This is a genomic window from Streptomyces sp. CY-1, assembly GCF_047218265.1.
In the GTDB taxonomy this organism is placed as follows: Bacteria; Actinomycetota; Actinomycetes; order Streptomycetales; family Streptomycetaceae; genus Streptomyces; species Streptomyces niphimycinicus.
Map to the genome: position 1 here is coordinate 8,452,142 of NZ_CP178393.1, position 25,455 is coordinate 8,477,596.

At 71.3% G+C, this 25,455-nt stretch carries 26 protein-coding genes; 9 read left to right on the forward strand and 17 right to left on the reverse strand.

Annotated elements, in window-relative coordinates; genetic code table 11:
- Nucleotide 1: 1 nt before the first annotated feature.
- From ACK1X7_RS36330 to ACK1X7_RS36365, 8 genes are all read right to left on the reverse strand, one after another.
- Nucleotides 2–628: a hypothetical protein gene (locus ACK1X7_RS36330; protein ID WP_390792860.1), complete on the reverse strand. Its 627-nt coding sequence runs from the start codon at nucleotides 626–628 to the stop codon at nucleotides 2–4.
- Nucleotides 629–949: 321 nt separating this feature from the next.
- On the reverse strand, nucleotides 950–1,279 hold the full coding sequence (locus ACK1X7_RS36335; protein WP_216346589.1) for a TcmI family type II polyketide cyclase: 330 nt from the start codon (nucleotides 1,277–1,279) through the stop codon (nucleotides 950–952).
- 2 nt (nucleotides 1,280–1,281) lie between these two features.
- A complete protein-coding gene (locus tag ACK1X7_RS36340; protein ID WP_014055765.1) occupies nucleotides 1,282–1,746 on the reverse strand; it encodes an SRPBCC family protein in 465 nt (154 codons plus the stop codon).
- A 2-nt stretch (nucleotides 1,747–1,748) separates the two neighbouring features.
- Complete coding sequence (locus tag ACK1X7_RS36345) at nucleotides 1,749–2,006, reverse strand: acyl carrier protein (RefSeq protein ID WP_014055766.1); 258 nt, start codon at nucleotides 2,004–2,006, stop codon at nucleotides 1,749–1,751.
- The gene (locus tag ACK1X7_RS36350; RefSeq protein WP_385155988.1) at nucleotides 2,006–3,256 is read right to left on the reverse strand and encodes a ketosynthase chain-length factor; all 1,251 of its coding nucleotides are present in this window, start codon (nucleotides 3,254–3,256) and stop codon (nucleotides 2,006–2,008) included. Before ACK1X7_RS36350 ends, ACK1X7_RS36345 begins: the two co-directional genes overlap by 1 nt.
- Nucleotides 3,253–4,521 (reverse strand): beta-ketoacyl-[acyl-carrier-protein] synthase family protein, encoded by a 1,269-nt coding sequence (locus ACK1X7_RS36355; protein ID WP_385155985.1) that lies wholly within the window; start codon nucleotides 4,519–4,521, stop codon nucleotides 3,253–3,255. Before ACK1X7_RS36355 ends, ACK1X7_RS36350 begins: the two co-directional genes overlap by 4 nt.
- Nucleotides 4,518–4,925 (reverse strand): cupin domain-containing protein, encoded by a 408-nt coding sequence (locus tag ACK1X7_RS36360; RefSeq protein WP_385155982.1) that lies wholly within the window; start codon nucleotides 4,923–4,925, stop codon nucleotides 4,518–4,520. Before ACK1X7_RS36360 ends, ACK1X7_RS36355 begins: the two co-directional genes overlap by 4 nt.
- A gap of 73 nt (nucleotides 4,926–4,998) precedes the next feature.
- Nucleotides 4,999–6,177 (reverse strand): SchA/CurD-like domain-containing protein, encoded by a 1,179-nt coding sequence (locus tag ACK1X7_RS36365; RefSeq protein WP_385155979.1) that lies wholly within the window; start codon nucleotides 6,175–6,177, stop codon nucleotides 4,999–5,001.
- 165 nt (nucleotides 6,178–6,342) lie between these two features.
- On the opposite strand from ACK1X7_RS36365, the gene ACK1X7_RS36370 reads away from it, so the two are divergent.
- Together ACK1X7_RS36370 and ACK1X7_RS36375 are read left to right on the forward strand one after the other, a co-directional pair.
- A complete protein-coding gene (locus tag ACK1X7_RS36370) occupies nucleotides 6,343–7,986 on the forward strand; it encodes an FAD-dependent oxidoreductase (protein WP_385155976.1) in 1,644 nt (547 codons plus the stop codon).
- 293 nt (nucleotides 7,987–8,279) lie between these two features.
- Nucleotides 8,280–8,786: a hypothetical protein gene (locus ACK1X7_RS36375; RefSeq protein WP_385144407.1), complete on the forward strand. Its 507-nt coding sequence runs from the start codon at nucleotides 8,280–8,282 to the stop codon at nucleotides 8,784–8,786.
- 115 nt (nucleotides 8,787–8,901) lie between these two features.
- Here the strand turns inward: ACK1X7_RS36375 and ACK1X7_RS36380 are convergent, their stop codons facing one another.
- Nucleotides 8,902–9,570, reverse strand: coding sequence for a DedA family protein (locus ACK1X7_RS36380; RefSeq protein ID WP_385144405.1), 669 nt, complete (start codon nucleotides 9,568–9,570; stop codon nucleotides 8,902–8,904).
- Nucleotides 9,570–10,352 (reverse strand): MBL fold metallo-hydrolase, encoded by a 783-nt coding sequence (locus ACK1X7_RS36385; RefSeq protein ID WP_398158610.1) that lies wholly within the window; start codon nucleotides 10,350–10,352, stop codon nucleotides 9,570–9,572. Before ACK1X7_RS36385 ends, ACK1X7_RS36380 begins: the two co-directional genes overlap by 1 nt.
- Before the next feature lie 209 nt (nucleotides 10,353–10,561).
- Between ACK1X7_RS36385 and ACK1X7_RS36390 the strand changes: the two genes are divergently transcribed.
- Nucleotides 10,562–11,587 (forward strand): dipeptidase, encoded by a 1,026-nt coding sequence (locus ACK1X7_RS36390; protein WP_413116167.1) that lies wholly within the window; start codon nucleotides 10,562–10,564, stop codon nucleotides 11,585–11,587.
- Between the two features lie 10 nt (nucleotides 11,588–11,597).
- On the opposite strand, the gene ACK1X7_RS36395 is transcribed toward ACK1X7_RS36390, so the two are convergent.
- Together ACK1X7_RS36395 and ACK1X7_RS36400 are read right to left on the reverse strand one after the other, a co-directional pair.
- On the reverse strand, nucleotides 11,598–12,389 hold the full coding sequence (locus ACK1X7_RS36395; protein WP_398158611.1) for an alpha/beta fold hydrolase: 792 nt from the start codon (nucleotides 12,387–12,389) through the stop codon (nucleotides 11,598–11,600).
- The gene (locus tag ACK1X7_RS36400; protein WP_413116168.1) at nucleotides 12,386–13,573 is read right to left on the reverse strand and encodes an FAD-dependent oxidoreductase; all 1,188 of its coding nucleotides are present in this window, start codon (nucleotides 13,571–13,573) and stop codon (nucleotides 12,386–12,388) included. The genes ACK1X7_RS36395 and ACK1X7_RS36400 overlap by 4 nt, the downstream gene beginning before the upstream one ends.
- A gap of 159 nt (nucleotides 13,574–13,732) precedes the next feature.
- Between ACK1X7_RS36400 and ACK1X7_RS36405 the strand changes: the two genes are divergently transcribed.
- The gene (locus ACK1X7_RS36405) at nucleotides 13,733–14,461 is read left to right on the forward strand and encodes a TetR/AcrR family transcriptional regulator (protein ID WP_385144395.1); all 729 of its coding nucleotides are present in this window, start codon (nucleotides 13,733–13,735) and stop codon (nucleotides 14,459–14,461) included.
- Between the two features lie 74 nt (nucleotides 14,462–14,535).
- On the opposite strand, the gene ACK1X7_RS36410 is transcribed toward ACK1X7_RS36405, so the two are convergent.
- The 4 genes from ACK1X7_RS36410 to ACK1X7_RS36425 all read right to left on the reverse strand — a co-directional run bounded on the left by ACK1X7_RS36410 (nucleotide 14,536) and on the right by ACK1X7_RS36425 (nucleotide 17,231).
- Complete coding sequence (locus ACK1X7_RS36410) at nucleotides 14,536–15,282, reverse strand: fibronectin type III domain-containing protein (RefSeq protein WP_385144393.1); 747 nt, start codon at nucleotides 15,280–15,282, stop codon at nucleotides 14,536–14,538.
- Nucleotides 15,279–15,887, reverse strand: coding sequence for a hypothetical protein (locus tag ACK1X7_RS36415; RefSeq protein WP_385144391.1), 609 nt, complete (start codon nucleotides 15,885–15,887; stop codon nucleotides 15,279–15,281). Before ACK1X7_RS36415 ends, ACK1X7_RS36410 begins: the two co-directional genes overlap by 4 nt.
- Before the next feature lie 12 nt (nucleotides 15,888–15,899).
- Nucleotides 15,900–16,616, reverse strand: coding sequence for a cinnamyl alcohol dehydrogenase (locus ACK1X7_RS36420; RefSeq protein ID WP_413116169.1), 717 nt, complete (start codon nucleotides 16,614–16,616; stop codon nucleotides 15,900–15,902).
- A gap of 126 nt (nucleotides 16,617–16,742) precedes the next feature.
- Nucleotides 16,743–17,231 carry a GNAT family N-acetyltransferase gene (locus ACK1X7_RS36425; RefSeq protein ID WP_385144387.1) on the reverse strand — a complete coding sequence of 163 codons (489 nt, stop codon included), beginning with the start codon at nucleotides 17,229–17,231 and terminating at the stop codon, nucleotides 16,743–16,745.
- A gap of 255 nt (nucleotides 17,232–17,486) precedes the next feature.
- Between ACK1X7_RS36425 and ACK1X7_RS36430 the strand changes: the two genes are divergently transcribed.
- The 5 genes from ACK1X7_RS36430 (at nucleotide 17,487) to ACK1X7_RS36450 (ending at nucleotide 24,319) form a co-directional block, all read left to right on the forward strand.
- Nucleotides 17,487–20,006: a SpoIIE family protein phosphatase gene (locus ACK1X7_RS36430; protein ID WP_413116170.1), complete on the forward strand. Its 2,520-nt coding sequence runs from the start codon at nucleotides 17,487–17,489 to the stop codon at nucleotides 20,004–20,006.
- Nucleotides 20,003–21,274 (forward strand): sugar ABC transporter substrate-binding protein, encoded by a 1,272-nt coding sequence (locus ACK1X7_RS36435; protein ID WP_413116171.1) that lies wholly within the window; start codon nucleotides 20,003–20,005, stop codon nucleotides 21,272–21,274. Before ACK1X7_RS36430 ends, ACK1X7_RS36435 begins: the two co-directional genes overlap by 4 nt.
- A gap of 12 nt (nucleotides 21,275–21,286) precedes the next feature.
- The gene (locus ACK1X7_RS36440) at nucleotides 21,287–22,069 is read left to right on the forward strand and encodes an ATP-binding cassette domain-containing protein (protein ID WP_385144381.1); all 783 of its coding nucleotides are present in this window, start codon (nucleotides 21,287–21,289) and stop codon (nucleotides 22,067–22,069) included.
- Between the two features lie 2 nt (nucleotides 22,070–22,071).
- On the forward strand, nucleotides 22,072–23,313 hold the full coding sequence (locus ACK1X7_RS36445) for a sugar ABC transporter permease (RefSeq protein ID WP_385144411.1): 1,242 nt from the start codon (nucleotides 22,072–22,074) through the stop codon (nucleotides 23,311–23,313).
- Between the two features lie 478 nt (nucleotides 23,314–23,791).
- Nucleotides 23,792–24,319, forward strand: a complete 528-nt coding sequence (locus tag ACK1X7_RS36450; protein ID WP_413116172.1) for a hemerythrin domain-containing protein — start codon at nucleotides 23,792–23,794, stop codon at nucleotides 24,317–24,319.
- A 63-nt stretch (nucleotides 24,320–24,382) separates the two neighbouring features.
- Here the strand turns inward: ACK1X7_RS36450 and ACK1X7_RS36455 are convergent, their stop codons facing one another.
- A complete protein-coding gene (locus ACK1X7_RS36455; RefSeq protein ID WP_216344450.1) occupies nucleotides 24,383–25,402 on the reverse strand; it encodes an alpha/beta hydrolase in 1,020 nt (339 codons plus the stop codon).
- Between the last annotated feature and the right edge of the window lie 53 nt (nucleotides 25,403–25,455).

Below are 25,455 nucleotides of genomic sequence, written 5' to 3' on the forward strand. Positions count from 1 at the left end.
CTCAGATCGCGGTGCCGGTCGGCTTGCGACGACGCAGGGCGTAGGCGCCGGCGCCGAGACCACCGAGGAGCAGGACGGAGCCGGCGGCCATGCCGCTGCCCGTGGTGGCCAGGCCGCCACCACCGGTGTGGACGCCACCGCGCGGCTTCTCGCCCTTCTCGTGGTCCTTCCAGGAGCCGCCGGACCAGTCGTGGTCGCCCTTCTTGCCGTCCCACTCGTGGTCGCGCTCCCGGCCCTCGTCCTTGCCGTGGTCGAAGTCGCGGCCCTCGTCCTTGCCGTGGTCGAAGTCGCGGCCCTCGTCCTTGCCGTGGTCGAAGTCCCGGCCCTCGTCCTTGCCGTGGTCGAAGTCGCGGCCCTCGTCCTTGCCCTTCATCTCTTCCTTGCCGTGGTCTTCCCGGCCTTCCTCGCGGCCGTGGTCTTCCCGGCCGTCCTCGCGGCCGTGGTCGTCCTTGTCCTGCCAGGAGCTGCCGCCCTGGCCGTAGCCGTCCTCGGAGGACTCCTGGCTGCTCGAGTACCCACCGTGACCGCCCGGGTCCGAGACGTCGGCGGCGAACGCGGCGGCGGGGGCGCCCAGGGTCAGGGTGGCGGCAATCGCCGCCCCGGTGAAGAGTGCGCGAGTAGATCGCATGAGTCATTCCTTCCGGCGCCGTCACGATACTGACTATTTGCCAGATAAAGGGATCGCATCGGCGTCTTGTCCACCGTCAGCGAAGAGGGCTCCCCCTGCCACTCGACGCGACTTGCGATCTGCTCTGTTGTAAGCCCTCTGGGTGTAGATAAGCGCAATGATCACTCATTTGCCGCGCGAATGGACTGACGCCCTTTCACCTTTTCGGCAGACATCATTCCGATGAGCCCAGTAGTGTGAGATTTTCGCTGACGGGGCATAAGGAAAGGGCCGCCGGGAGTGTGAACTCCGTCGGCGGCCCCGTGCGGCGGGACGCGTCCCCTAGTTCCCGTCGCGCTCCCAGCGGTAGAACTCATGCGCCATGGCGTCCTTGGGCTCGCGCCAGGTCGCCGGGTCGTACGCCTGCATATACGGCTGGAGACGGGCGCTGACGTCGCGGAACTCCGGGTGCTTGGCGTACTTGGTGACCTCGGTGGCCGGCGGCCGGTCGGCCTCGATCAGATGCAGATACACATCGCCGAACTGGAAGAGGCTGCGGCCGGTGACGCCGATCAGCCCCGGCAGTTCGCCGCGGTCGGACTCCGCGAAGATCTTGGCCACCTGGGGGGCCGCGTCCCGCTGCATCTTGGCGACGATCATGGTGCGGTACACACTCATGCCCTCACCGTCTCCCGGGCCCGCTGCTCGATCTTGTCCCGGATGAGATCCATCTGGATACGGGAGTTGCGGTTGATGTGGTCGGTCATCGTCGGGTCGTCGACCGGCGCGTCGGGCCGCATCTCGAAGTCCTGGGTCCAGCGCATGCGGGTGCCCTCGGACTCCTCCTCGTACTCCCAGCGGATGTTCATGTACGCGAAGGGGCCGGGCTCGACGCGGCGGGCCCATACCGTGCGCACATCGCGGGCCGTCTCCCGCTCCGAGACCCAGCTCCAGACCTTGCCGTCCTCGTCGGGGTGCATGGTGAGGCGGAAGGTGGTGGTGTCCCCGGTCCGCTGGAGCACCTCGACCGAGGCGTACTCGCTGAAGAGTTGCGGCCAGTTCTCCAGGTCGTTGGTCATGTTCCAGACGAGGTCGAACGGCGCCTTGATCATGACCTCGTTGTCGGTGTGGCCTGCCATCTTCATGCTCCTGAGGTAAGTGAGGTGTTGATGACGTCGAGGAAGTCCCCGGGGGTCTTGCAGCTTTCGGCACCCGGCTCGATCGGGGTGCCGTACCGGTTCTCCAGCTCGCCGACGATGGCGAGCAGACCAAGCGAGTCCAGGCCGTACTCCTCGAAGGTGGAGTCCGGCCGGGTCTGCATCGTGTCCGGATCGACGGTGAGCCCGGCGCACCGCTTCATCAGCGTGGCCAGTTCCCCATAGGACAGTTGACTGGACATCAGTAATCTCCTTCCGGTCCGCGGAGCACGAGCGCCGCGTTGCAACCCATGAGCCCTCGGCTGAGCACCAGCGCCGTCCGCGGCTCGGCGGGGCGGGAGCTGCGGGTGACCAGGTCGAGCTCATGGCAGACGTCGGTGACGTACGGGGTCGGGGGCACGACGCGGTGCTCCATGGCGAGCACGGCGGCCACCACGTCGAGCGTGGGGGCCGCGCAGTGCACCCGGCCGAAGCCGGTCTTCGGCGCGGTCACCGGGACCCGGGTGCCGTGCGGCCCGAGGGCGTCGGCGATGGCCAGCGCCTCGGCGCGGTCGGCCTCGGGCACGCCGAGGGCGTCGGCGAAGACCATGTCGATCTCCTCCGGCGCGCACTGGGCGTCCTCCAGGGCGACGCGGATGGCCTGGGCCAGCCCCTCCCGGGACCGCTCCCAGCGGGAGGGCCCGGTGAAGGTCGAGCCGTACCCCGCGATAAAGCCCCGGATCCGCACCCCGCGGCGCCGGGCGGCCCCCTCCTCCTCCACGACCAGCATCGCCCCGCCCTCCCCGGGCGCGAATCCGCAGGCGTCCTCGGTGAACGGCAGATAGGCCCGGCCCGCGTCGCGGGCCCGGCTGAGCTCGTCCCAGCCGAGCATGCAGACGATGGAGTACGGGGCCAGCGATGCCTCGGAGGCGCCGGCCACCATCGCGTCCGCCCCCCGCCGGATGGACCGGCGGGCGTGCGCGAGCGCGTCCAGACCGCCGGCCTCGTCGTTCGTCACCACCCCGCAGGGGCCCTTGAACCCGTTGCGGATGGAGACCTGGCCGGTGCTGGCGGCGTAGAACCACGCGATGGACTGGTACGGGCCCACATAGCGCGGCCCCTTGCTGTAGAGCTGCTGGAGCTCGCTCTGGCCGAACCCGCCGCCCCCGGAACCGGAGGCGGTCACCACGCCCACCGCGAACGGCGACATGTCGTCCACCGGCAGCTTGGCGTCGTCCAGCGCGAGATCGGCCGAGGCCATCGCGAAGTGGGTGAAGCGGTCGGTCTGGACGAGGAAACGCTCCTCGATCATCGAGCCCGGATCGAAGCCGCGGACCTGGCCGCCGATCCGGACCGGGAAGTGCTCGCTGCCCTCGCGGGTGATCCGGTCGAGGCAGGGAATCCCCTCCCGGGTCGCCTTCCAGAAGGCGTCGGTGCCCACCCCGTTCGGGGCGATCACACCGAGGCCCGTGATGGCCGCACCCCGGTTCCGGGTGTTCATCGCAGCGTTCATGCCGCCCTCCCGTCCGTCCGGCCCAGCACCACCGCCGACTGGAAGCCGCCGAACCCACTGCCGACCGACAGCACATTGCGCAGCGGGAGGGCGCGGGCGGTGCGCGGGACATAGTCGAGGTCGCATTCGGGGTCGGGGGTCTCGTAGTTGGCCGTCGGCGGCACCACGCCATGGGCGAGTGCCAGGGCGCAGGCGACCACCTCGATGGCGCCGATCGCCCCCAGGGAATGGCCCACCATGGACTTGATCGAGCTCATGGGGGTCTTGTACGCGTGCTCGCCCAGGGACCGCTTCACGGCCGCCGTCTCATGCCGGTCGTTCTGCTTGGTGCCCGAGCCGTGCGCGTTGACGTAGTCGATCTCGTCGCTGTTGACGCGGGCATGGCCGAGCGCGTGGTCGATCGCCTCGGACATCTCCAGCCCTTCCCGCGTCAGCCCGGTCATGTGGTACGCGTTGCCGTAGGTGGCGAAGCCCCGGAACTCGCAGTAGATCCGCGCCCCTCGGGCCCGGGCGTGCTCCAGCTCCTCCAGGACCAGCACGGCGGAGCCCTCGCCGAGGACGAAGCCGTCCCGGTGGGCGTCGAACGGCCGGGACGCGCCGGCCGCGTTGTCGTTGTTCGCCGAGGTGGCCTTGATCGAGTCGAAGCAGGCCACGGTCAGCGGGGTGATCGGGGAATCCGCGGCCCCGGCGATGCACACATCGGCCCGCCGCTCCTCGATCGCCTGGAAGGCGTATCCGATCGCGTCGAGACCGGAGGTGCAGCCGGTGGAGACGGACTGCACGGGGCCCTGCGCACCGGTCAGCTCCGCCACCCCGGATGACAGCGCGCTCGGCGAGAACGCGTGCTGGAGATGCGGACCCGCCTTGCGGTGGTCCACATCCCAGTGTTCTCCGGCATCGCTGACCTTGACGTAGTCCTGCTCCAGCCGGGTGGAGGCGGCGACCGCGCTGCCCAGGGAGACCCCTATCCGCCAGGGGTTGAGCGCCTGGAGGTCCAGCCCGGAGTCCCGGACCGCTTCCTTGGCCGCCACCAGCGCGAACTGCACATAGCGGTCCGAGCGTTCGATCTGCTCGAAGGTCAGACCGCCGGCCAGCGGGTCGAAGTCGCATTCGGCGGCGATCCGGGAGCGGAACCGCTCCGCGTCGAAGAGCGTGATGTTACGGGTGGCCGTACGGCCCGCGGTGAGCATGTCCCAGAACGCCGGAACGCCCAGGCCCCCGGGGGCGACGACGCCGAGCCCGGTGACCACCACCCGTCGGGTCACGACGTCGCCTCGGCGGGTTCGGCGGACTCCGTGTCCACATGGCCCAGCTCGGGGCGCGGCGCCAGGGGGCCGAGGTGGAAGACCATCCGCGCCTCGGCGCTGCCCACATTGCGGAACCGGTGGCGCACATTGATGGGGATCAGGATCGCCTGGTCGGGGCGGAGCGGATGCGGCTCGCCGTCCAGGTCCACCTCCATGTCGCCACTGACGACGTACACGAACTCCTCGGAGTACGGGTGGTAGTGCTCGGTGACCCGTTCTCCGGGCCCCACGATGGCCATCCCCATGAAGCCGCTCGTGGCGCCCACCAGCGGCGGTGTGAGCATGGCGCGCACATCGCCACCGCGCCGGCGGTTGGGGGCGACCGCGGCGAGGTCGACGACGAGAGGGGACTGCGTGGTCATGATGAGTTCCTCCAGGTAGCGTTGCGCGATCCGCGCCACAGGGGGTGGGAAGGTACGAGGGGGAGAGGGGCCGTCAGTGGTCCGCCGCCTGGCGGTCGGTGATCGGGGTCATGTCGCAGTCGGCGAGGAAGCGGCGCAGCCCGTCGTCCACGGACAGGTCGATCACCGCCCCGTCCGCCCCGAGGTCGAGGAGACGGCCCAGCACGGCGGCCGCCCGCCGTCCGCTCACACCGGCCGCCATGGCGGGGTGCCGGTCCAGCGGCACGCTCAGGTCCACCAGCCGCACCACGATGTCGTCACGCTGGAAGATGGTGCTGCTCAGCAGGGTCTTGGCGGACTGCTCCGCGGCCATCTCCTTGTTCACCGCGAGCTCGTCCTGCCGGGCCAGCAGACTGGCCACCGCCGGGCCGCAGCCTGCCTTGACCGGGTAGAGCAGGGCGTGCCGGTGGACGCCCTGGGCGGGGCGCGAGCCGCCGGTCGTCATGTGGTGGACCACCGGAAGCGACGCCCGGGCGAAGAACTCCCGTGCCGAGCTGGGGTCGTCGAGGTTGCGGTCCTCCTCCAGATACGGGTTGAGGGCCTCCTCGGCCGCCCTGATCTCCGGCTGCCGGGCCACGAAGCGCAGCGCCGCGGTCAGATCGCCCTTGACCTCCACGGCCCGCACCACCCGGTTGCCGCTCATGAAGACGGAGGTGCGGGAGAGCCGGGTGGTCTCGTCGACCCGGGCCTCGGGCGAGGCGTAATCGGCCAGGATCTTGGCGACGGAGTCCTCGGTGCCGGGCTTCACGGTGAAGGTGAGCGCCTGGCGGACCAGCCCGTCGCCGACCCGCAGCGCGGCGTCGACACCCCGGGTGGTGACATCGACCGGCGCTGATCCGGCGGTCAGGGTCTCCCGCATAATGCTGAACCGCAGTGAGCGGGTGTCCTCGACACAGCCGTGGAAGGGCTTGACCATCTCCCGGTGCGCGGGAGAGTCCACCCAGGCCAGGAACGGAGGGGCGCTTTCCCATTCGCTGGTGATCAGCCACTGGGAGGGATTCTCGATCGACTGGCAGAGCTGGTCGCTGATGTGCCCGGGCACCGCGGCCACCTGCTGGGACAACTGGTCATAGGCACGCAGAAAGCGCTGCTCGGCACCGCTGTTGACCTGCACCAGCAAGACGACGCGCAATCTGGTGTCGGTGAGAGCGGATTCCACGGTCGTCGGCGCTGGGTTCACCGTGGTCTCCGGAATATCGGACAGGGTGCTCATATTCCACTCCTTATTTCGCGGACGCGTCCTTCCGGGCATCGAGGACACCCGCCCGTTAGACGATCGTGGGGCGCGCCCACCAATGGCGCGAGATATGTGAGCCATCCGAGCGAACGCCTCGTCAGCGTCTCGGAAGAGCCCGGAAACACCGGGCATAGCAGCACAATGAACCGTCTTGCCGACAATGCTGAGCGTGTGCCCGTCCTCATCGCGGGCGGCTCCCTGGTGGGCCTGTCCGCCTCACTGTTCCTGGGCCGACTGGGGATCGGTCATCTATTGGTCGAAAAACACCCGCGCACCTCGCACCACCCGCGCGGACGGGGGAACAACATCCGGACGATGGAACTGTTCCGCACCGCCGGGGTGGAGTCCGCGATCCGCGAGGCCGCGTCCGTCCTGGCCGACAACCACGGAATTCTTCAGACGCCGTCCCTGACCGGTACGGAGGGCCACTGGCTCTTCCGGGAAATGGACCCGGGTGGCAAGGCCGCCCGGATCAGCCCTGCCGGATGGTGCCTGTGCAGCCAGAACGACCTGGAGCCGGTACTGCTGGGCGCGGCCCAGGACCTCGGTGGCGATCTGCGGTTCTCCACCGAGCTGATCTCCTTCGAGCAGGACGCGGACGGCGTCACCGCCGTGCTCCTGGACCGTAGGTCCGAACGGCGCTCCACGGTCCGCGCCGACTACCTCATCGCCGCCGACGGCCCCCGCAGCCCGGTGCGCGAGGCGCTCGGCGTCGAGCAGAGCGGCCGCGGCGAGCTGTTCCACAACGTGTCCATCACCTTCCGCGCCAAGCGGCTCGCGGACGCGGTCGGGGACCGCCACTTCATCGCCTGCTACCTCACCAACCCGGAGGCGGACGGGGCGCTGCTGCCCGTCGACAACCAGGAGCAGTGGGTCTTCCACGCCCCCTGGCACCCCGAGCGCGGCGAGGCGCTGGAGGAGTTCACCGACGAGCGCTGCGCCCGGCACATCCGTACCGCCGTGGGCATGCCCGACCTGGAGGTCGAGGTCACCGGAAAGGCGCCCTGGCACGCGGCCGAGCGGGTGGCGGACCACTACTCCGACGGCCGGGTCTTCCTCGCCGGGGACTCCGCGCACGAGATGTCGCCCACCGGCGCCTTCGGCTCCAACACCGGCATCCAGGACGCCCACAACCTGGCCTGGAAGATCGCCGCCGTCATGGGCGGCTGGGCGGGCCCCGGACTGCTGGAGACCTACGGCATGGAACGGCGGCCGGTCGCCCAGGCCACCAGCGCCCGCGCCGCCGCCCGATCGGCCGAGCACAGCCACCCCGGGTATTCGGCGCCCGCCACCGAGGACCGGGGCCCGCAGAGCAATGTCATGGCCGTCGCGATGGGCTACCGCTATGTGCGCGGCGCGGTCGTCGGCGCCGACCCCGCCGCGCCCGCGGTGCCCGACCGCTTCATGGTCTCGGCCGAGCCCGGCAGCCGCGCACCCCATATGTGGGTGCACCGCTGCGGGGTGCGGCTGTCCACCCTCGACCTGTACGAGCGCACCTGCGTGCTGCTCACCGGGCCGGGCGGGACCTCCTGGTACGAGGCGGGCCACCGCGCCGCCGACGCCCTCGGCGTACCGCTGGACTGCTACCGGGTCGGCGACGGACCGGACCACGAACTCGCCCCCGAACCGGGCACGGACTGGGCCGAACTCCACGGCACCGCCCCCGACGGAGCGGTCCTGGTCCGCCCCGACGGCTTCGTCGCCTGGCGAGTGGAACGCTCGGTCCCCGACCCGGAAGCCGCCCTGACGCGTGCGCTGCGAGAGGTACTGAGCCTGGACGGCTGACCCGCCCCTTCCCGGGCGCCGCTCTCCCGTACGCCACCCGCCCCCGGTCGGTGAGCCGCCCCGCCGACCGGGGGCGGGTGGCGTACGGGGGAGGCGCCCGGGGGGACATGGCTCCAACTCCGATAAGGCGGCGTGCCTGTTAAGGTCTTGCCGCCATGAACGGGTAGCGGTGATGCGCCAGGGTGATGGGGGCGGAGATGCGTCGCAGCGGGTCTGCTGGGGCCGGGTTGGTTGTGGTGTTTCTGCTGATGACCGGGTGCGGAGGAGGCGGCGGGAGCGAGACCAGTCCCTCGGTGACCACAGCGCTGGCCAAGGGGGTGAACACGGGCTGCGGCCACTACCTGAAGCCGGAAACGGTCGCCGCGGCGCTCGGCGACAACAAGTTCGCCGACGTCAACGGGCATTTCCAGGACGGCAAGGGGTCGTGCCTGGTCAACATCTCGCTCAGCGAGTCGGGCCGCGGTACGAGCGGGCCGCCCCACACCTTCGCGAAGCTCTCGCTGCAAATCCTCGATGAGGAGGATCCCGCCCAGATGGCCGAGTACGTCGGCGGGAAGTGTCACGCCACGTCGGCCGACGGAGTCACCAAGACCTTCAAGGGGCCCAAGGGGGCGTGCGGCACCTACCGGGCCGACCCTCCCGAGGAGTTCCTGGCGGGCGGCAGGGTGGAAGCCTACGCGGGCGAGGGCAGGAAGCTGATCACAGTCACCGTCGACGGGGTCGACGGCACGCTGGAGCAGGACCGCGAGCACGCCTTCCAACTGCTGGCCAATGCCCGCGCCAAGATCTCCGGAAAGTGAAGCGCGCACGGTCTGCGAACACCCCTCCGTCCCGGTCAGGACCGCGCCGGGGCCGCGCCCCGGACTTCAGTGTCGGAGCCGCCCGGACCCCCGGGGTCCAGGGGCGGAGGGGGCGTCAGCCCGTGGCTTCGCTCCGCGCGTCGCGGGCGGTACGGCGCCGCCGCCTCCACAGCGCGGGGGCCGTGCTGATCACCACCGTCAGGATCACGGCCGCCGCCACGCCCTCCCACGGTTCGGGGAAGAGCGAGCCGCCCAGGATGCCGATGAGCTGGTACGTCACCGCCCAGGCCAGCGCCGCGGGCCCGGCGCCGCGGGCGAATCTGCGCAGGGGCCAGCGGGCCAGCAGGCAGGCCAGCATCACCGGTATCCGCCCGGCCGGGAGCAGCCGGGAGAGCACCAGAACCGCCACCCCGTGGTCCTCCAACCGCGCCTGTGCCTGGTCCAGCCGTTCCGGCGCCGCGTGGTCGTGGATCCGCTCCAGCCATCGCGAGCCGTTCTTCGAAGCCACCCCGCGGCGCCCGAGCCAGTAGAGCATCACGTCGCCCGTGAAGGCCGCCAGTGAGGCGACCCCGAAGACCACCAGCAGCGACAGCGGGGGAGCGGTCTGGTGGATGGCGACCACCGCGGCCGAGGAGACCACCGCACCGGTGGGCACCACCGGCACCAGTGACCCGAACACCACCAGCAGGAACAGCGAGGGATACCCCACGGCCTGCTGGGTCGACTCGGAGGGCACGCTGCGGGCCAGATCGACCAGGTCCCCCAGAATCGCCAGTTGCCCCATCACCTGGCGGGCTCCAGCCGGACGCACTCCCCGTGCCCCAGCCGGTGCACCACCGCGTCGGGGGCCAGCCGCCCGGCGTGGCGCACGAAGTCGTCGCCGGGGGCGTGGAATTCATGCGGACGGATCGCGTCCATCCCGATCGGCCAGTACGTCCCGTAGTGCACCGGCACCGCGCAGCGCGCCCCCAGCCGCGCCAGCGCCTGTGCCGCGCGGCCCGCGTCGAGATGGCCGGGGCCGAGGTAGGGCCCCCAGCCGCCCACCGGGAGCAGCGCCACATCGCATTCGCCGACCGCCTCCGCCATCCGGTCGAACAGCCCGGTGTCGCCCGCGAAGTACGTGGTCGACTCGCCGCTGAGCACATACCCCAGCGCGGGCACCCGGCTCGGCCCGTACGGCAGCCGCCGCCCGTCGTGCTCGGCCGGTACCGCCCGGATCCGCACCTCGCCGACCGTGTACACATCGCCCGGCGCCATCTCGGTCACCCGCAGCCCCCGCGCCGCCACCACCCGCCGCAGCCCGGGCACCGCCCGCCCGGCCCCGCGCGGCACCACCAGCCGGGTGCCGGGCAGCAGTTTGGCCAGCGAGCCGGGGTGCAGATGGTCGGCGTGCAGATGCGAGACCAGCGCCACGTCCGCCACCGCCGCGGCCGCCGGTGGCACGGCCCCCCGGCGGCGCCGCAGATGCGCCAGGCGCCGTACGAACAGGGGGTCGGTCAGCACCCGCACCCCGGAGTCCCGCACGGTCGCGGTGGCATGACCCCACCAGGTGATCTCCACCGACATCTCCCGCCTCCGTCCCTCGGGCCCGTCCGTCCGATCCTCTCACCCGGCCGACGGGCTCGGGGATCGCGCCCGCCCGCCCGCCGTGGCAGCGAAAACCCATGGCTCGGCGGCAGGCGCGTACGTCACGATGACCGACGCCGCTTCCCGTCCCACGAACGTTCCGCGAACGTCCCGCGAAAGGCCACCGTCGTCCCAATGAGCCGTGCCCTATGAGCCGTGACCTCCACCAGCGCGCCGTCGTCGCCGACGCCCACAACGATCTGCTGATCGCCGTCACCGCCCGCCCACCGCACCGCTGGGCCGGTTACTTCCGGGAGCGCTGGCTGCCGCAGCTCCGCGAGGGCGGAGTGGATGTGCAGGTGCTGCCGGTCTTCATCGACGACCGGTTCCGCCCCGAGGGCGCGCTGCGCGAGACGCTGCGGATGATCGAATGCGCCCACACCCTCGCCGAGGGCAACGCCGACGAGGTACGGCTGTGCCTGGACGGCGACGACATCGACGCGGCCCTCGCCGACGGCCGGATCGCCCTGGTGCTGGCGCTGGAGAGCGCCCCCGGGCTGGACGCGAACGTGGAGCTGCTCCCGACCCTCCACCGCCTCGGGGTGCGCATCGCCTCGCTCGCCCACTGGGGCCGCACCGCCCTGGCCGACGGCAGCGGTGAGGACGCCACCGGAAGCCGGCTCACCGAGGCCGGGGTCCTGGCGCTGCGGGAGATGGAGCGTCTTGGCATCCTCTTCGACGTCTCCCACCTCGGCGCCTCCGGGGTCGCCCATGTGCTGGAGCTGGCCACCCGCCCCGTACTGGCCACCCACTCCTCCGCCCGCGCGCTCCTGGACCACCATCGCAACCTCACCGATGAGCAGTTGCGCGGGATCGCCGCGACCGGTGGCGTGGTGTGCGTCAACTTCCTCGGCGAGTTCCTGGCCACCGCCCAGGCCGACCGCACGGTGGACCGGCTGGCCGATCACATCGTCCATATCGCCGAGGTGATCGGCGTCGACCGGGTGGGTCTGGGGCCGGACTTCATCAAGGAGGTCAGCGATGACACCACCCCGCCCTGCTGCGAGGACGTCGAGTACGCCCGGCTGCTGGTCCCCGGCCTGGAAGGCCCCCGCGGACTGCCTCTGGTGACCGAGGCGCTGGTCCGAAGGGGCCTTCCCGAGGGGGACGTCGAGAAGATCCTCGGCGGCAATGTGCTGGAGCTCTTCCGCAAGGAGTTCGGACGCCCCGCCTGACGGGTGCCCGCTACCGCACGATGTTGGCCGCGAAGGCGTCGATCGCGGCGAACGTGGCCTCCGGGGCCTCCCGGGTGGGGATGTGGCCCGCGCCCGGGATCAGCTCGAACCGCGCCCCCGGGATCGCGGCGGCGTACGCGCGGCCGAAGTCGGGCGGGACGGCGGTGTCCTGCTCCCCCCACACCGCGAGGGCGGGCACGCTCACCCGGGCCAGCCGGTGCAGCAGCTTCGGATCGGACCTCGTCGGGCCCGTGTAGGCCACCAGCGCCTGGAGGGCCGCGGGCGAGGGGCCCCGGCGCGGTGCCGGTTCCGATGCCGGTGCGGGTGCCGGCGCGCCGGAGCCCTGGCCGGAGGGCGATCCGGACGGCGGCCCGGGCGGGGCGGTGGGGAATCGCACCTCGTGCCCCTCGATATGCGGTCCGAAGGCGCCCATGACGACCAGCCCGCCGATCCGGCGGGCCCGGTCGCGCACGGTCATCTCGGCGGCGACCCAGCCGCCGAACGAGGCGCCGACGACCAGGACATCGCGCAGATCGCGGTCGTCCAGCAGGTCCAGATAGGTCTCGACGAGGTCGCCCACGTCCGAGAACCACTCCGGCCGCGGGGTGTCCTCCCAGCCCGGATGGGTCGGCGCCAGCACCCGGGAGGTGGCGGCGAAGTGGTCCACGATGGCGGCCACGGAGGCGGGTCCGCCGCCGCCGTGCAGGACGAGCACGGGCCGGCCCGCGCCCACGTCCCGCACCGTCAGGGGCAGGCCGGGGTAGGGCTCGATGGTGAATCCGGTGGTCTGGTGGGTGGTCATCGGGCCGCACCTCCGGAGGTGACCGCGGTGAAGGTGTCGCACGCGATCCGCAGCCCGTCCGGGCGGAAGAAGCCGGTGAGGTTGTCGGCCGATTGCGCGGCCGCCTCTTCGGCGCGCGCGAACATGGGTGTCTCGTAGGCGTTCAGAGCCGTCTCCAGGTCATTGTGGGTGGTGAGGGCGAGGGCGAGTTCCGCGCCGTCGAGCATGGCGAGGTTGGCGCCCGCCCCCGCGAAGGGGGACATCAGATGGGCGGCGTCGCCCAGGAGCGTGACGCCGGGCGTACGGTCCCAGCGGTGGCCGATGGGCAGGGCGTGGATGGGCCGGGGGACGAGCGGGCCGTCGCTGTCGGAGATCAGCGCGCGCAGCCCCTCGTCCCAGTCGGGGAAGAGGTCCAGCAGCCGCTTCCTGGCCGCCGCCGGGTCCGCCGGGTCGATCAGGCCCGAACGGCTCCACTCCTCCGGTGCCTTGAGCGCGGCGTAGACGCGGATGCGGTCGCCGCCGTTGCGCTGGGCGATCAGCCCCTTCTCGTCCGCCAGGGCGAACATCGTTCCCCGGCCGACGAGTTCGGCGACGGCGGGGTGCCGGGCGTCGGCGTCGTGCAGCAGACAGTCCACGAACGAGATTCCGGAGTAGACCGGGTCGGCGTCGGACACCAGGGGCCGGACCCTGGACCACGCCCCGTCCGCGCCGACCAGCAGATCCGCCTCGACGGTCCGGCCGTCGGGCAGGGTGAGCGTGGGCCGCCCCGCCACACCGAGGGCGACCGCCCGCACCTTGTGGCCCCAGCGGACCGTCCCCTCGGGCAGCGAGCCCAGCAGCAGATCCCGCAGCGCCCTGCGGTCGACCTCGGGCCGCGCCTCGCCCTCGTCTCCCTCTCCCTCGTCTCCCTCGCCCGGTTCCGGCGCGGGGATGCGGAGGCCGACGGCGGCGTCCTTGCCGAGCAGCCGCAGCTCCCCGTCCTCGGGGCGGCTGAGCGGCCGGAACTCCTCCAGCAGACCGGCGTGCAGCAGCGCCCGCCGGCCGGACTCCGGATCCATGTCCAGCGAGCCGCCCTGGTCGCGTGCGGTGGCCGAGGCGTCCAGTTCGTAGACGGTCGAGGCGATGCCGTGGACGTGCAGAACGCGCGCCAGCGTCAGCCCGCCAAGACCTCCTCCGACGATGGCGATACGAGGTGCTCCGGACATGGCAATGCCTCCCTGGCTCGGCCCTGGCTCGGCGCCGGTGCGCGGCGATGGGACGAGCGTAGGGCGACGAACGCGTTCGTGGCAAACACGTTCGTAACGAACACGTCTGTGGCGAACGCGTCTGTGACGAACGCGATCGCCAACAGATACGATGCCGCCATGACAGCGCATCCCCCCGCCCCGCAAAGCCGCCGGGAACGTCCGGCGAAACCGGCCCTGACCAGGGAAGGCATCATCGCCACCACGGTCGCGCTCATGCGTGCCGAGGGCCTGGAGCGGGTCACGATGCGCCGCCTGGCCAAGGAGCTGGACACCGGGCCGGCCTCGCTCTACGTCTACGTCCGCAATATCGCCGAGCTGCACGCGGCGGTCCTGGACGAGCTTCTCGGCGAGGTCGACCTGAGCCCGGCCGGGGCGGGCGGCGACTGGCACGACCGGCTGGTGCGGATCCTCACCTCGTACACCTCGGTGCTCTTCGAGTACCCCGGCCTCGCCCAGTCCGCCCTGGTGGCCCGCCCCTTCGGGAAGCACTACCTCCGCCTGGTGGAGGCGCTGCTGACGCTGCTGGACGAGGGCGGTCTGGAGCCCGACCGGGCCGCGTGGCTGGTCGACCTGCTGATGCAGTACGGCACCGCGACCGCGGCCGAGCACGCCCACCGGGTCCCCGGTGACACCCCCCAGGACCAGGCGGACTGGCAGGCGCTCGCCGCGGTGGTGCGGGACGTCTCACCGCGGACCCATCCGCATATCGCCGCGCTCGGTCCGCGACTGCTGTCCGGATCCCCTCAGGACCGGCTGGCCTGGGGTTTCGATGTCCTGATCGCCGGGGCGCGGCACACCCCGGTGCCGGAGGTGCTCTCCCCGTCCCCGGCGGACATGGGGGACTGAGACGGCGAGCTCAGCGGGCTGAGGCGGCGGCGCTCAGGGGACTCGGACGGCGACGCTCATGGGACCGGCGACGCTCAGCCGCGCCCCGCGGGCCGCTCACCGGTGGTGAGCCGGGCGATGTTGGACCGCTCGCCATAGGTCACCGGCCGGACCCGGTAGGAGGCCCGCTTCTCGTCGGGCAGGGTGATCAGCCCGAAGGAGTTGACATCCGGGTCGAGCACGGCGACCGGACGGAACGAGTCGCCGCCCCGCGGCCGGTCCTCCAGCAGATAGCCCCGCTCGCCCTCGGCGTGGTCGGTCCAGGTGAACCGGATGCCGTTGGCGTGCATGATCTTCGCGCGCAGATCGGTCGGGGTGGCGGCGGGCCGCCGGGCGGGGCTGGTGCGGACACCGGCCCGCCGGATGGTGCGCGGCGGCGCCCAATCGTGCTCCTCGCGCTGTTCCGCCTTGGTGAACGACCCCTTCGGCAGTGTGACGTCCACCGGCCGGGACACGGGTCCGTAATACGGCCGCAGCCGGTAGTAGAAGTGGGTCCGCGGTATCAGATCCGGATGCCGGTAGGTGGTCTGGCCGAGCGGGGCGTAGGTGAGGATCGTCCAGGGCCCCCGGGGCTCGGTCGCGAACTCCACGATCCGCCCCGCGGCGCCCGGAGCCGTCCCGTGCCAGCTCAGCTTGGCGTCGACGGGGGAGCCCCGGGTGACGGTGAGCACGGTGCCGGTCCGGGGCTCCCGGGGAGCTTCCTGGGACGCGCACCCGCTGACTCCGGAAAGCCCGGCGACGGCGAGAACCGCCGCCGCCAGGGCGCGTACCGAGCCGCTCACTTGCGCCAGAACTTCACGTTGCTCCACACCACCGTGGCCGGGCCGTTGCCGCTGCCGGTGCGGTACGCCCCGAACTTGTCGTAGAAGCTGCCGCCGGGGCTGTCCACGGTGTGCTTGAGCGAGCCGTTGATGTACGTACGGTGCTCCTCGCCCACCTCGTGCACCGTGTTGACGCGCACCGTGGCCCCGACCGTCCCCGCGTTGGACAGGGTGTCCCCGCCGTGCACGGCGTACAGCCGCCCGCCCCGCTCGACCGCGAGCATGAAGTACGGACCGGCGTCGCCGTCGGTGTCGTTGAACGTCTGCTTCAGGCTGATCCGGGTGCCGCCCATGCTGGTGACCCGGAAGTACCCCTCGAACTGGTGGGTTCCCCCGTTGTAGGTGTCATAGCGCCGCTCGGCCCGCTGGTCCCCGCTCGCGGTGGAGCAGGTGAGGGTGAAGGTGAGGTCGTCGACCTGCCCGCACCCCCGCTCCTGCACCTTGAACCCCGGCGACTCGGACGACCAGCCGCCCGGTTCGACCTCGGCGTGCGCGGCGCCCGAAGCCGCCAGCAGCAGTCCGCAGGCGGCCGAGATTCCGGCAATGACGCGGTATTTGGTGGACACCGTCCGACTCCTCTACTTGACCCAATAGCGGATGTTGCGGAACCGGGCCTCGGCCCGCCCGTTGCCGTGGTGATAGACGCCGTTCTTGAAGTGGCGGGTCGCCGGGCCCCGGTCGTCGACCGTCAGCACCAGCTTGTCGTCGGCGTAGACCTGGATCTTTCCGGTGCTCGCGTTGTGCGCCACCTTCAGGTTCCACCACTTGTTGTAGATACCGGACTTGATGACGGTGTCCGTATAGCGCCTGAGCGTTCCGCCGTTCTCACTGGACGCCCGGAACATGATGTCGGTGGCCGGTGTTCCGCTGGGGTGCTTGACCCGCAGGATCTGCATGATGTCCGCGCCGTTCGTACCGGACGGCACATACACATCGGCGTCCCACATGTGCTGCCCCGAGGTGTACTCCTGCTTCCACCGCATTTCGGTGCGCGGATCGGTGTCGCTGCCCTCTTCGAGCGGCTCATCGGTGGAGTTCACCCACATCGTGTGGGTCTTCGAGCCCGAGTCGTAGCTGTAGCGCTCGCTCAGGTCGAGATTCCACGGCTTGTGCATCGAGTATGTGAACGACGCCTGTGTCCATCCGTCCGTCGGTGACGCCGCGGCCTCCTTCGCCGTGGCCGTCCCTCCGGACGCGACCCCCGCCGTCAGGATCCCCATGAGTGCGGCGACGGCCATGGCCGTCCTGGTGTGCGGGGAGCGTCTGGCGCGTCTGGTGGTGCGTAACGCGGGCATATGGGCCCACCTCCGGTCCGTTCCGTTCCCTGGCTGGATCATGGTCTAGACCAAGAGTCAAGGTAGGGCAAGGACGATGGCGTGTCCATATCAATGAACGGAATTCACGACTGTGGGTCGACGGGGTCAACTCCGCCGCAGCGCCTTCACCATGACCAGCTCCCTGGTCACACCGTCGGCGAGCAGATCCCCCGGCTCCCGGGCGGCGACGAAACCGTGCCGCTCGTAGAGGGCGATCGCCGGGTCGTTGCCCGGGAGCACCGCGAGCCGCAGCGCCGTGGCGCCCGCCCGCAGGGCCCATGTCTCGACCGCCGCGATCAGCCGGTCGCCCACGCCGTGGCCGCGCGCCTCGGGGCTGACCCAGACGGACCTCAGCTCCGGCGGCCCGCCGTCCCCGGGCAGGCCGCCCGCCATCCCGACGGCCCGGCCGTCCAGCAGGGCGACGACGTGGTGGGCGCCCGGCATCTCCAGCCGGGCGCGCCACCGCTCCTCGCCGCCGCGGTGCCAGTCGGCGAGCCGGGACTTGAAGGCGTGCGGCGCCTCGGCCAGCGCGGCCCGGCGGACGTCCCGCCACAGCGGCCAGTCGTCCCTCGTGACCACGCGCAGCTCCACCATGCGGCCGAGTCTCCCGCATGGTCGTGCGCCGCCGAGTGCCACCGACCGCCGTCGCGTACCGCCGATTCCGAGGGGAGATGGCCGGGTTCGGCCCGCTGTGCCATGCTTTGAGGAGAGGCGCCAACCCTTTCGAGGGGGCGCGGCAGCGAAGGCCCCGCCGGTGGTCATGACCGGTCGCCGCGCGAAGGCCGATCAAGGGCCCGGGTACGCCCCACGAGACCGGCGGTCCGCGCACGGAGGCGGTGCAGGCGTGCTGTGACCGGGCATGTGCTGACGTTCACGGGGACCGCGGTGGTGGCTGTCTATGTGCTGGACGCGGAAGGTGCCGAGCTGCGGTTGGCCGAGACGGTGCGCAGCGCCGGACGGTCGTACGCGCTGCCGGCTCACTACGCGCTGTCCGGGCGCTCGCCCGTCGCCGACGCCTTCCGCACCGGCCGCCCCCTGTGGCTGACCCCCAGCGAACTCGCCGCCTACGGCCCCACCGGCCCCACCACTCCCGAAACCCCCACCACGCCCGGCGTCTCGCTGGGGGTGCTGCCGCTCGGCGGGGACGGCAAGGGGCTGGGGTGTCTGGTGGTGGTGGACGAGGCCCCCGGCGGCATCGACGCCGACCGCCGGGGCTTCATCGAGCTCTACGCCCACCATGTGGCCGCCGGGGTCGAGGCGGCCGGGCCGCAGGCGCTCACCCAGCCCCATCCCGACCTCCCCGGCCCCACTCTGGACCGGCTGCGGGTCGGCTCGTTCGTGCTGTACCTCGGCACCGGCCGGATGACCGCCGACACCCAGGTGCTCGACCTCTTCGGCATCCCGGGGGAGGACTTCGACGGACGGGTGGAGACCCTGCTGGCGGTCACCGTCCCGGACGATGTGCCCGTCCTGATGTCGGTCCTGGAGCCCGACCTGCTGACCTCCGGCACCGCGCACCTGGAGTTCCGGATCCGCCGGCCCAACGGCGAGCTGCGCTGGCTCGGCCTGCGCGCCCGGGTCGAGACGGGGCCGGACGGCACGCCCCGGCGGATGCTCGGCGTGGTCGCGGAGACCTCGTATCTGCGGCCCCGCGCCGACGAGGTGTCCCTGGTGCAGCGGCTGTCCGCCGCCCTGGCCGGGGCCACGACCGTACGGGACGTGGGCCGGGCGGTGGTCGGCGCGCTGCGCGATCCGCTCGGGGCGGGCCGGGTCGCGGTCGCCGAGGTGCAGGCCGATCAGCTCGTGGTCGGCGTCCTCGCGCCCGCCGAGCCCGCCGCCTGGCCCGAGGTGTGGCGGTCCGCCTGGCGGTCCGAATGGCCCGAGCCGCCGAGCCATGCCCTGCCCACGCTGGCGGAGGCGCTGCGGGAGGGCCAGGTCAGCATCTGGCCCGAAGGCGCCGATCTCGAACCCGGACTCGCCGGTATCGGCCCCGGCGGCCTCGCCGTCCTCCCGCTCCCGGCGGACGGCCGGATCGTCGGGGTGTGCCTGATCGGCTGGGAGCGGCGGCATGAGTTCGGCCCGGAGGAGCGCTCGCTGCTCACCGCCACCGCCGGTCTGGTGGGCCAGGCCCTGGTGCGCGCCCACGCCCTGGACGCCGAGCACGAGCTGGCCACCATGCTCCAGCGCAGCCTGCTGCCCCGGAAGCTGCCGGAGCTGCCCGGCGGGGTGGCCGTCACCCGCTATCTGCCGGCGACCATGGGCCTGGAGGTGGGCGGCGACTGGTACGACGTGATCCCGCTGGCCGACGGCCATGTGGCCCTGGTCATCGGGGATGTGCAGGGCCACAGCGCCGCGGCCGCCACCATCATGGGCCAGATGCGCACCGCCATCCGGGCCTATGCCGTGGAGGGTCATCCGCCCGATGTGGTCGTGGCGCACGCCAACCGCCTGCTCGTCGGCATGGAGACCGACCTCTTCGCCACCTGCTGCTACGCCGACCTCGACATGGAGGAGGGCGAGGCGTGGTTCGTCCGGGCCGGACATATCCAGCCGCTGCTGCGCCACCCGGACGGCAGCACCGAGGAGCTGGACGTCGAGGGCGGCCCGCCGCTGGGCGTGGTCGCCGACGCCGAGTTCCCGATGACCGCGGCCGGGCTGTCCTCCGGCACCCTGCTCGCCCTGGTCACCGACGGTCTGGTCGAATCGGCCCGGCTCGACCTGGACGACGGGGTGCGCCGGGCGCGCCAGGCGCTCGCCCGCGCCGACCCGGCCGACCCCGGAGGGGTGGCGGACGAGCTGCTCGGCGGGCACAGCCGCCGGGAGGACGATGTGGCGTTGCTGTTGCTGCGCTTCGACGGGATGCGGGTGCGGCCCACCCGGGCGAGCTGGACGGTGTGGCGGCTGCCCGACGCCGTGATGCACGCCCGCCGCTTCACCGCGCGCACCCTGCGCAACTGGGGCCTGGTGGACGAGCTGGACGTGGCGCTGCTGGTCACCTCCGAGCTGGTCACCAACGCCCTGGTGCACACCCAGGGCGAGGTGCGGCTGAACCTGACGATGACCGCGGACCGGCTGCGGATCGCGGTGAACGACCCCTCGCCGCGCACCCCCGTGAAACCGGCCACCGTGGACTGGGAGGCGACCGGCGGGCGGGGGCTGCTGCTCATCGAGGCCATGTCGCAGACCTGGGGCTCGGTGCCGCTGAGCGGGGGCAAGCAGGTCTGGGGCGAGCTGTCCCTCTCGCCCCCGCGGGAGGAGCCCCCGAGCGGGCCGCCCCCGGAGCAGCCGCCGGAAGGACCGGCCGACGCGGATGACGTACCGCGGACGCGGGGGGCGAGGGGGAGGAGAGGGAGGAGGGCAAGGCGATGAGCCGCTCCCGTACGACCGCCCGGACGCACGCGTGGACGCGCTCCCGGACGCGCACTCCTGCGCGCTCCCGGGCGGACGCCCCGATACGTGCCCGGACGGACGCCCCGACACGTGCCCCGACGCGCACCCGGGCGCGCACTCGCCTCCGCGCGGCCGTCGCCGTCGCCGCGGGCCTGGTCCTGGCCGTGTCCCTCGCCGCCTGCGGCAAGGCGGCCCAGGTCGGCCAGACGGTCGGCGCGACCGGGCCGCACCGCGGGCCGCTGCGGATCGGCCTGTTGCTTCCGGAGAACGAGATCGTCCGTTTCGAACGCTTCGACGCCCCCCTGATCCAGCAGCGGGTCAAGCAGCTCTGCCCGCGCTGCACGGTGAGTTACTCCAGCGCCCAGCACGACCCGGTCTCCCAGCGCAACCAGATCGAAGCCATGATCACGAACGGGGTCGATGTGCTCATCCTGGACGCGGTGGACGCCAGGGCCGTCCGCCACTCCGTGATCCAGGCCCGCCACGCCAATGTCCCGGTCGTCGCCTACGACCGTCTCGCGGAGGGCCCCATCTCCGCCTATGTCTCCTTCGACGGTGCACGCGTCGGCCGGCTCCAGGGCGAGGCGCTGCTCAGGGCGCTGGGCCCGCACTCCAGGAACCGCCAGATCGTCATGATGAACGGCTCGTCGACCGACCCCAACGCGGGCTGGTTCGAACAGGGCGCGCGGTCCGTCCTCCAGGGCAAGGTCAAGATCGTCAAGTCGTACGAGACCGTCGGCTGGCGGCCGGAGAACGCCAACCGCAACATGTCCGCCGCCATCGCCGCCCTGGGTCCCCATGGCATCGACGGCGTCCTCGCCGCCAACGACGGCCTGGCCTCCGGTGTCATCACCGCCCTCAAGACGGCCCGGATCCATCCGCTGCCCCCGGTCACCGGCCAGGACGCCGAGCTGGCGGCCGTTCAGCGGATCATCAAGGGCCAGCAGTACATGAGCGTCTACAAGCCGTTCAAGCCCGAGGCGTACACCGCCGCGGAGATGGCCATCGCGCTGGGACACGGCACCTCGCTCCGCGGGATCACCAAGCAGTGGGTCAACAGCTCCAGCGCCCGTGGCATCCCCGCGGTGCTGCTCGAGCCGGTGGCCCTGACCGTGCACAACATCAGGAGCACCGTCATCAAGGACGGTCTGTATCGCGTCGATCAGATATGCACCAAGAAGTATGTGGATGACTGCCGCAGGGTCGGGCTCATCGGCCGGAACGGCTCATCGCACGACGCGGGATGAAGGGAGGAGCGGATGGCCCGACCGTCGGCCCCGCCCCTGCTGGCGCTGAGTGGCGTCTTCAAGCGCTTCGGCGCGGTCGAGGCGCTCAGGGACGTCGAGCTGGAGATCCACGCCGGTGAGGTCATCGCCCTGGTGGGTGACAACGGCGCGGGGAAGTCCACCCTGGTCAAGGTGATCGCGGGGGTCGAACCGGCCGACCTGGGCACCCTCGAATGGCGGGGCCGCCCCGTCCACGTCGGCCGCCCGCACGACGCCCAGCATCTGGGGATCGCCACCGTCTACCAGGACCTCTCGCTCTGCGACAACCTCGATGTCGTCGGCAATCTCTTCCTCGGCCGGGAGATCACCCGGATCGGCGTCCTGGACGAGGTGGAGATGGAGCGCCGCACCCGCGATCTGCTGGCCACCCTCTCCATCCGCGTCCCCGACGTCCGCAGGCCCGTCGCCGCCCTCTCCGGAGGCCAGCGGCAGACCGTCGCCATCTCCCGGGCGCTGCTCGGCGAGCCGCGCCTGGTCATGCTGGACGAGCCCACCGCCGCCCTCGGCATCGAGCAGACCGCCCAGGTCCTCGATCTGGTGGAACGGCTCCGCGAACGCGGCCTCGGGGTGCTGCTGGTCAGCCACAACCTGGGCGATGTCAAGGCCGTCGCCGACTATGTCGCGGTGCTGCGCCTGGGCCGCAACAACGGGTTCTTCGACGTCACCACCACCTCCCAGGAGCAGATCGTCTCCTCCATCACCGGCGCCTCCGACAACGCGGTGACGCGGCGGGTGACGCGGGAGGGGGAGTTGTGAGCGTGCCCGGCGGGATCGGCGGACCCACCGCCCACGGTGCCGAACGCTTCGCCGACGCGTTCGGGCGCAAACTGGGCGGCGGAGCGCTCGGCTCCGTCCCGGTCGTGCTCGGACTGCTCGCCATCTGGCTGACCTTCCAGATCCTCAATCCGCACTTCCTCTCCCCGCGCAACCTCTCCAACCTCAGCGTGGACATCGTCGGCACCGGCATGATCGCGGTCGGCGTGATCTTCGTCCTGCTGATCGGCGAGATCGATCTGTCGGTGGGCTCGGTGAGCGGTCTGGCCTCCGCCCTGTTCGCCGTGTTGAGCGTCAACTACGGCATGCCCGAGCCCCCCGCCATCGTCCTGGCCGCACTCTGCGGTACGGCGGTCGGCTTCGTCCACGGCTTCTTCACCGCCGTGGTCGGCGTCCCCGCGTTCGTGGTCACCCTCGCCGGACTGCTGGGGTGGTACGGCCTGATGCTCGCCATCATGGGCGCCTACGGCACCATCAACCTCGACGACCAGGGCCTGGTCGCCCAGCTCACCAACTTCTACTTCTCCAATGTCGCCGCCGCCTACGCCCTGGCGGCGCTCGGCACGGCCGCGTACTTCCTGACCGCCTGGCGGGACGTCACCCGCCGCCGCGCCGCCGGAGTGCCCTTCCGCTCCCCGGTCGAGATCGCCCTGCGCACCGGGCTGCTCGCGGTGATCGCCTTCGCCGCCGCGTATGTGCTCAACCAGTTCCAGGGCCTGCCGCTCGCCCTCCTGATCTTCCTGGTCGTCCTCGTCATCCTCGACTACGTCCTGCGCCGCACGGCCTACGGGCGCATGATCTTCGCCCTGGGCGGCGGGGTCGAGGCCGCCCGCCGCGCCGGGGTCAATGTGGCCTGGGTGCGGATCTCGGCATTCATGATGTCGAGCACGATGGCCGCCATCGGCGGCCTGTTCCTGGCCTCCCGCATCAACTCGGTCAGCCAGACATCGGTCTCCACCGACCTGCTGATGAACGCCATCGCCGCGGCCGTCATCGGCGGCACCAGCCTCTTCGGCGGCCGCGGCAGCACCTGGTCCGCCCTGCTGGGTGTCCTGGTCATCCAGTCGATCGCCTCGGGCGTCGCGCTCATGGACATCCAGACCGCCGTCCAATTCATGATCACCGGCGGGGTGCTGCTGCTCGCCGTCGTCGTCGACACCCTGTCCCGCCGCGCGCAATGGGGCACCCGGCCGGGCCTGGTGTTCCGGCGCGACCATTCGCACTAACTAGTCCAAGGGCAGCTGAGGCCGTAGCCCACTGCTGGCATCTCCATTCAGTCGGATCCGCTCCCACGCTGCCGGCAGGCGGCCAGAGCCAGCAGCTCCACGACCGCCGAGTGGGCGTTGGCCAGCGGGAAACCCACCTGCCCTCACATCCCGGGCGAGGCGCCGGGGTGGGGAAATGGCCATGTCCACAAGGGCTGCGGCATACGTACCTCCAGGCCCCCCTTACGGGCATAGGCCGGGAGGGGGACGGCGTGCCTGGGGGAGGTGTCCCCCGATCGGGGCCGGGGGCGGGACACGGCCGGGCCACCGCCCGTAGTCCGATCCTTGTGCGGGACGGTGGTGATCGCAGGGCCGAGGAGGTGAGTACGGTGCGGTTCCCGCGCGCGTGGCGCCGGTTCTGCGCCCTGGGATGTGTTGTCTGTGTGCTTGCACCCTCCCCCGAGGGGCGACGATTCCCCAGGAGAGGTGCTGTGTCGCGATGGAACCCGGTGGCGATGCGATCACGGAGCTCGCGGCCGATCACCGTGAGCTGGAGGATCTGTTCTCGCAGATCGAGTTGCAGCCGGTCGACCACCCCCGGCGGCGGGAGCTCGCGGACCGGCTGACCGCGGAACTGGTCCGGCACACCGTCGCCGAGGAACCGCACCTCTACCCCGCCGTGCGCAAACACATACCGCACGGTGCGGCCATGGCGGACAAGGAACTCGCCGATCACACCAGAGCCGAGGCCATGCTCAAGGACCTCGAAGACCTGAGCGTCGACGACCCGCGGTTCAACGACACGATCGCGAAGCTGAAACTCGAGGTCGCCTCCCACGTGCGCGAGGAAGAACACGAACTGTTCCCGAAACTCGCAGCCACCCACCCACCCGCCCAGCCGCAGCGGAGCGATCTCTTTCACCAACGCGCGGAAGTCGTCGGCCTCGAGCCAACTGCCTCTCGGAATCGCGTTCTTCATCCGGCAGACGGTAGCGATCTTTCCCGGCGGAGGCGTCATGAGGAGTGAGCCTTTGCTGGCTCCGCCGTGTCCTCGCGCGCTGACCCTATCCGCGAATTGGACAGTGGCGGGTCAAGCTGCTTCGCGGACCTCTCGGCTCAGCAGACGGCAGAGCCAACGGAAGCGGGTCCGGCGGGCGTCCCGGGAGACTTCAGCGTGTGGCGCCAGTTGGTCGAATCCGTGGAAGCCGCCTGACCATATGTGCAGTTCAGCATCTCCGCCGGCTTGCCAGATGCGCGTCGCGTACTGGATGCATTCGTCGCGAAAGGTCTCTGCTGCACCGGCGTCGACATAGGCGGGCGGCAACTGGGACAGGTCCGCTGCCCGGGCGGCCGCGGCATAGTACGAGACCTGCGAGCTTTCCCGGTCCTTGCCGAGAAGAGCGGTCCAGCCCAGGCTATTGGCACGGCGGTCCCACACGCCCAGTCCGGTCATCTGGCGTGCTGAGGGACTGTCGTTGCGGTCGTCGAGCATGGGACACATCAGCAACTGGCCAAGGATGCCGGGACCCTTTCGGTCGCGGGCCATCAGGGCCAAAGCGGCCGTGAGTCCTCCGCCGGCGCTGCCGCCGACGGCGATGACACGTTGGCGGTCCACGCTGAGTGTGCCGGCGTGGCGGGCGAGCCACAACAACCCGGCGTAGCAGTCCTCGATCGCCGCTGGGTACGGGTGCTCAGGTGCCAGTCGATAGCCGACGGATACGACCGCCAGCTCGAGGGGCTCGGCCCACTCGTGGAGGATTGTCTGCATTCCGGTGCGGTTGGATCCACCGATCATGCCTCCGCCGTGCATGTGGTAGATGACCGGCGCTTGTTGGCATAGGCCGGTGGGGCGTGCGAAGAGGAGTGAGACGTCCGGTGCTCCGTCCGGACCGGGGGCGAGGAACTCTTGGATCTCGAACCTGCCGTGGTCGTGCAGTTCCTTGAGTGAAGGGTCTTTCGTGGTGAGTTGTGCACGCCATCGGGGGATGTCGTCAGCCGACGTCGGCGCGTTCTCCTGGGGCGCACCCAGGTTCTCCAGCTCCGCGTTGAGTTCGGGGGCGAAGGGCACGGGTGGGGCCGTGAGCTGCGTCTGATTTCGGTTGCTGTTCATACGTCTTTCTTCCTCTCGATGTGTTCGCCGAAGATCTTGGAGTAGAGCGGACA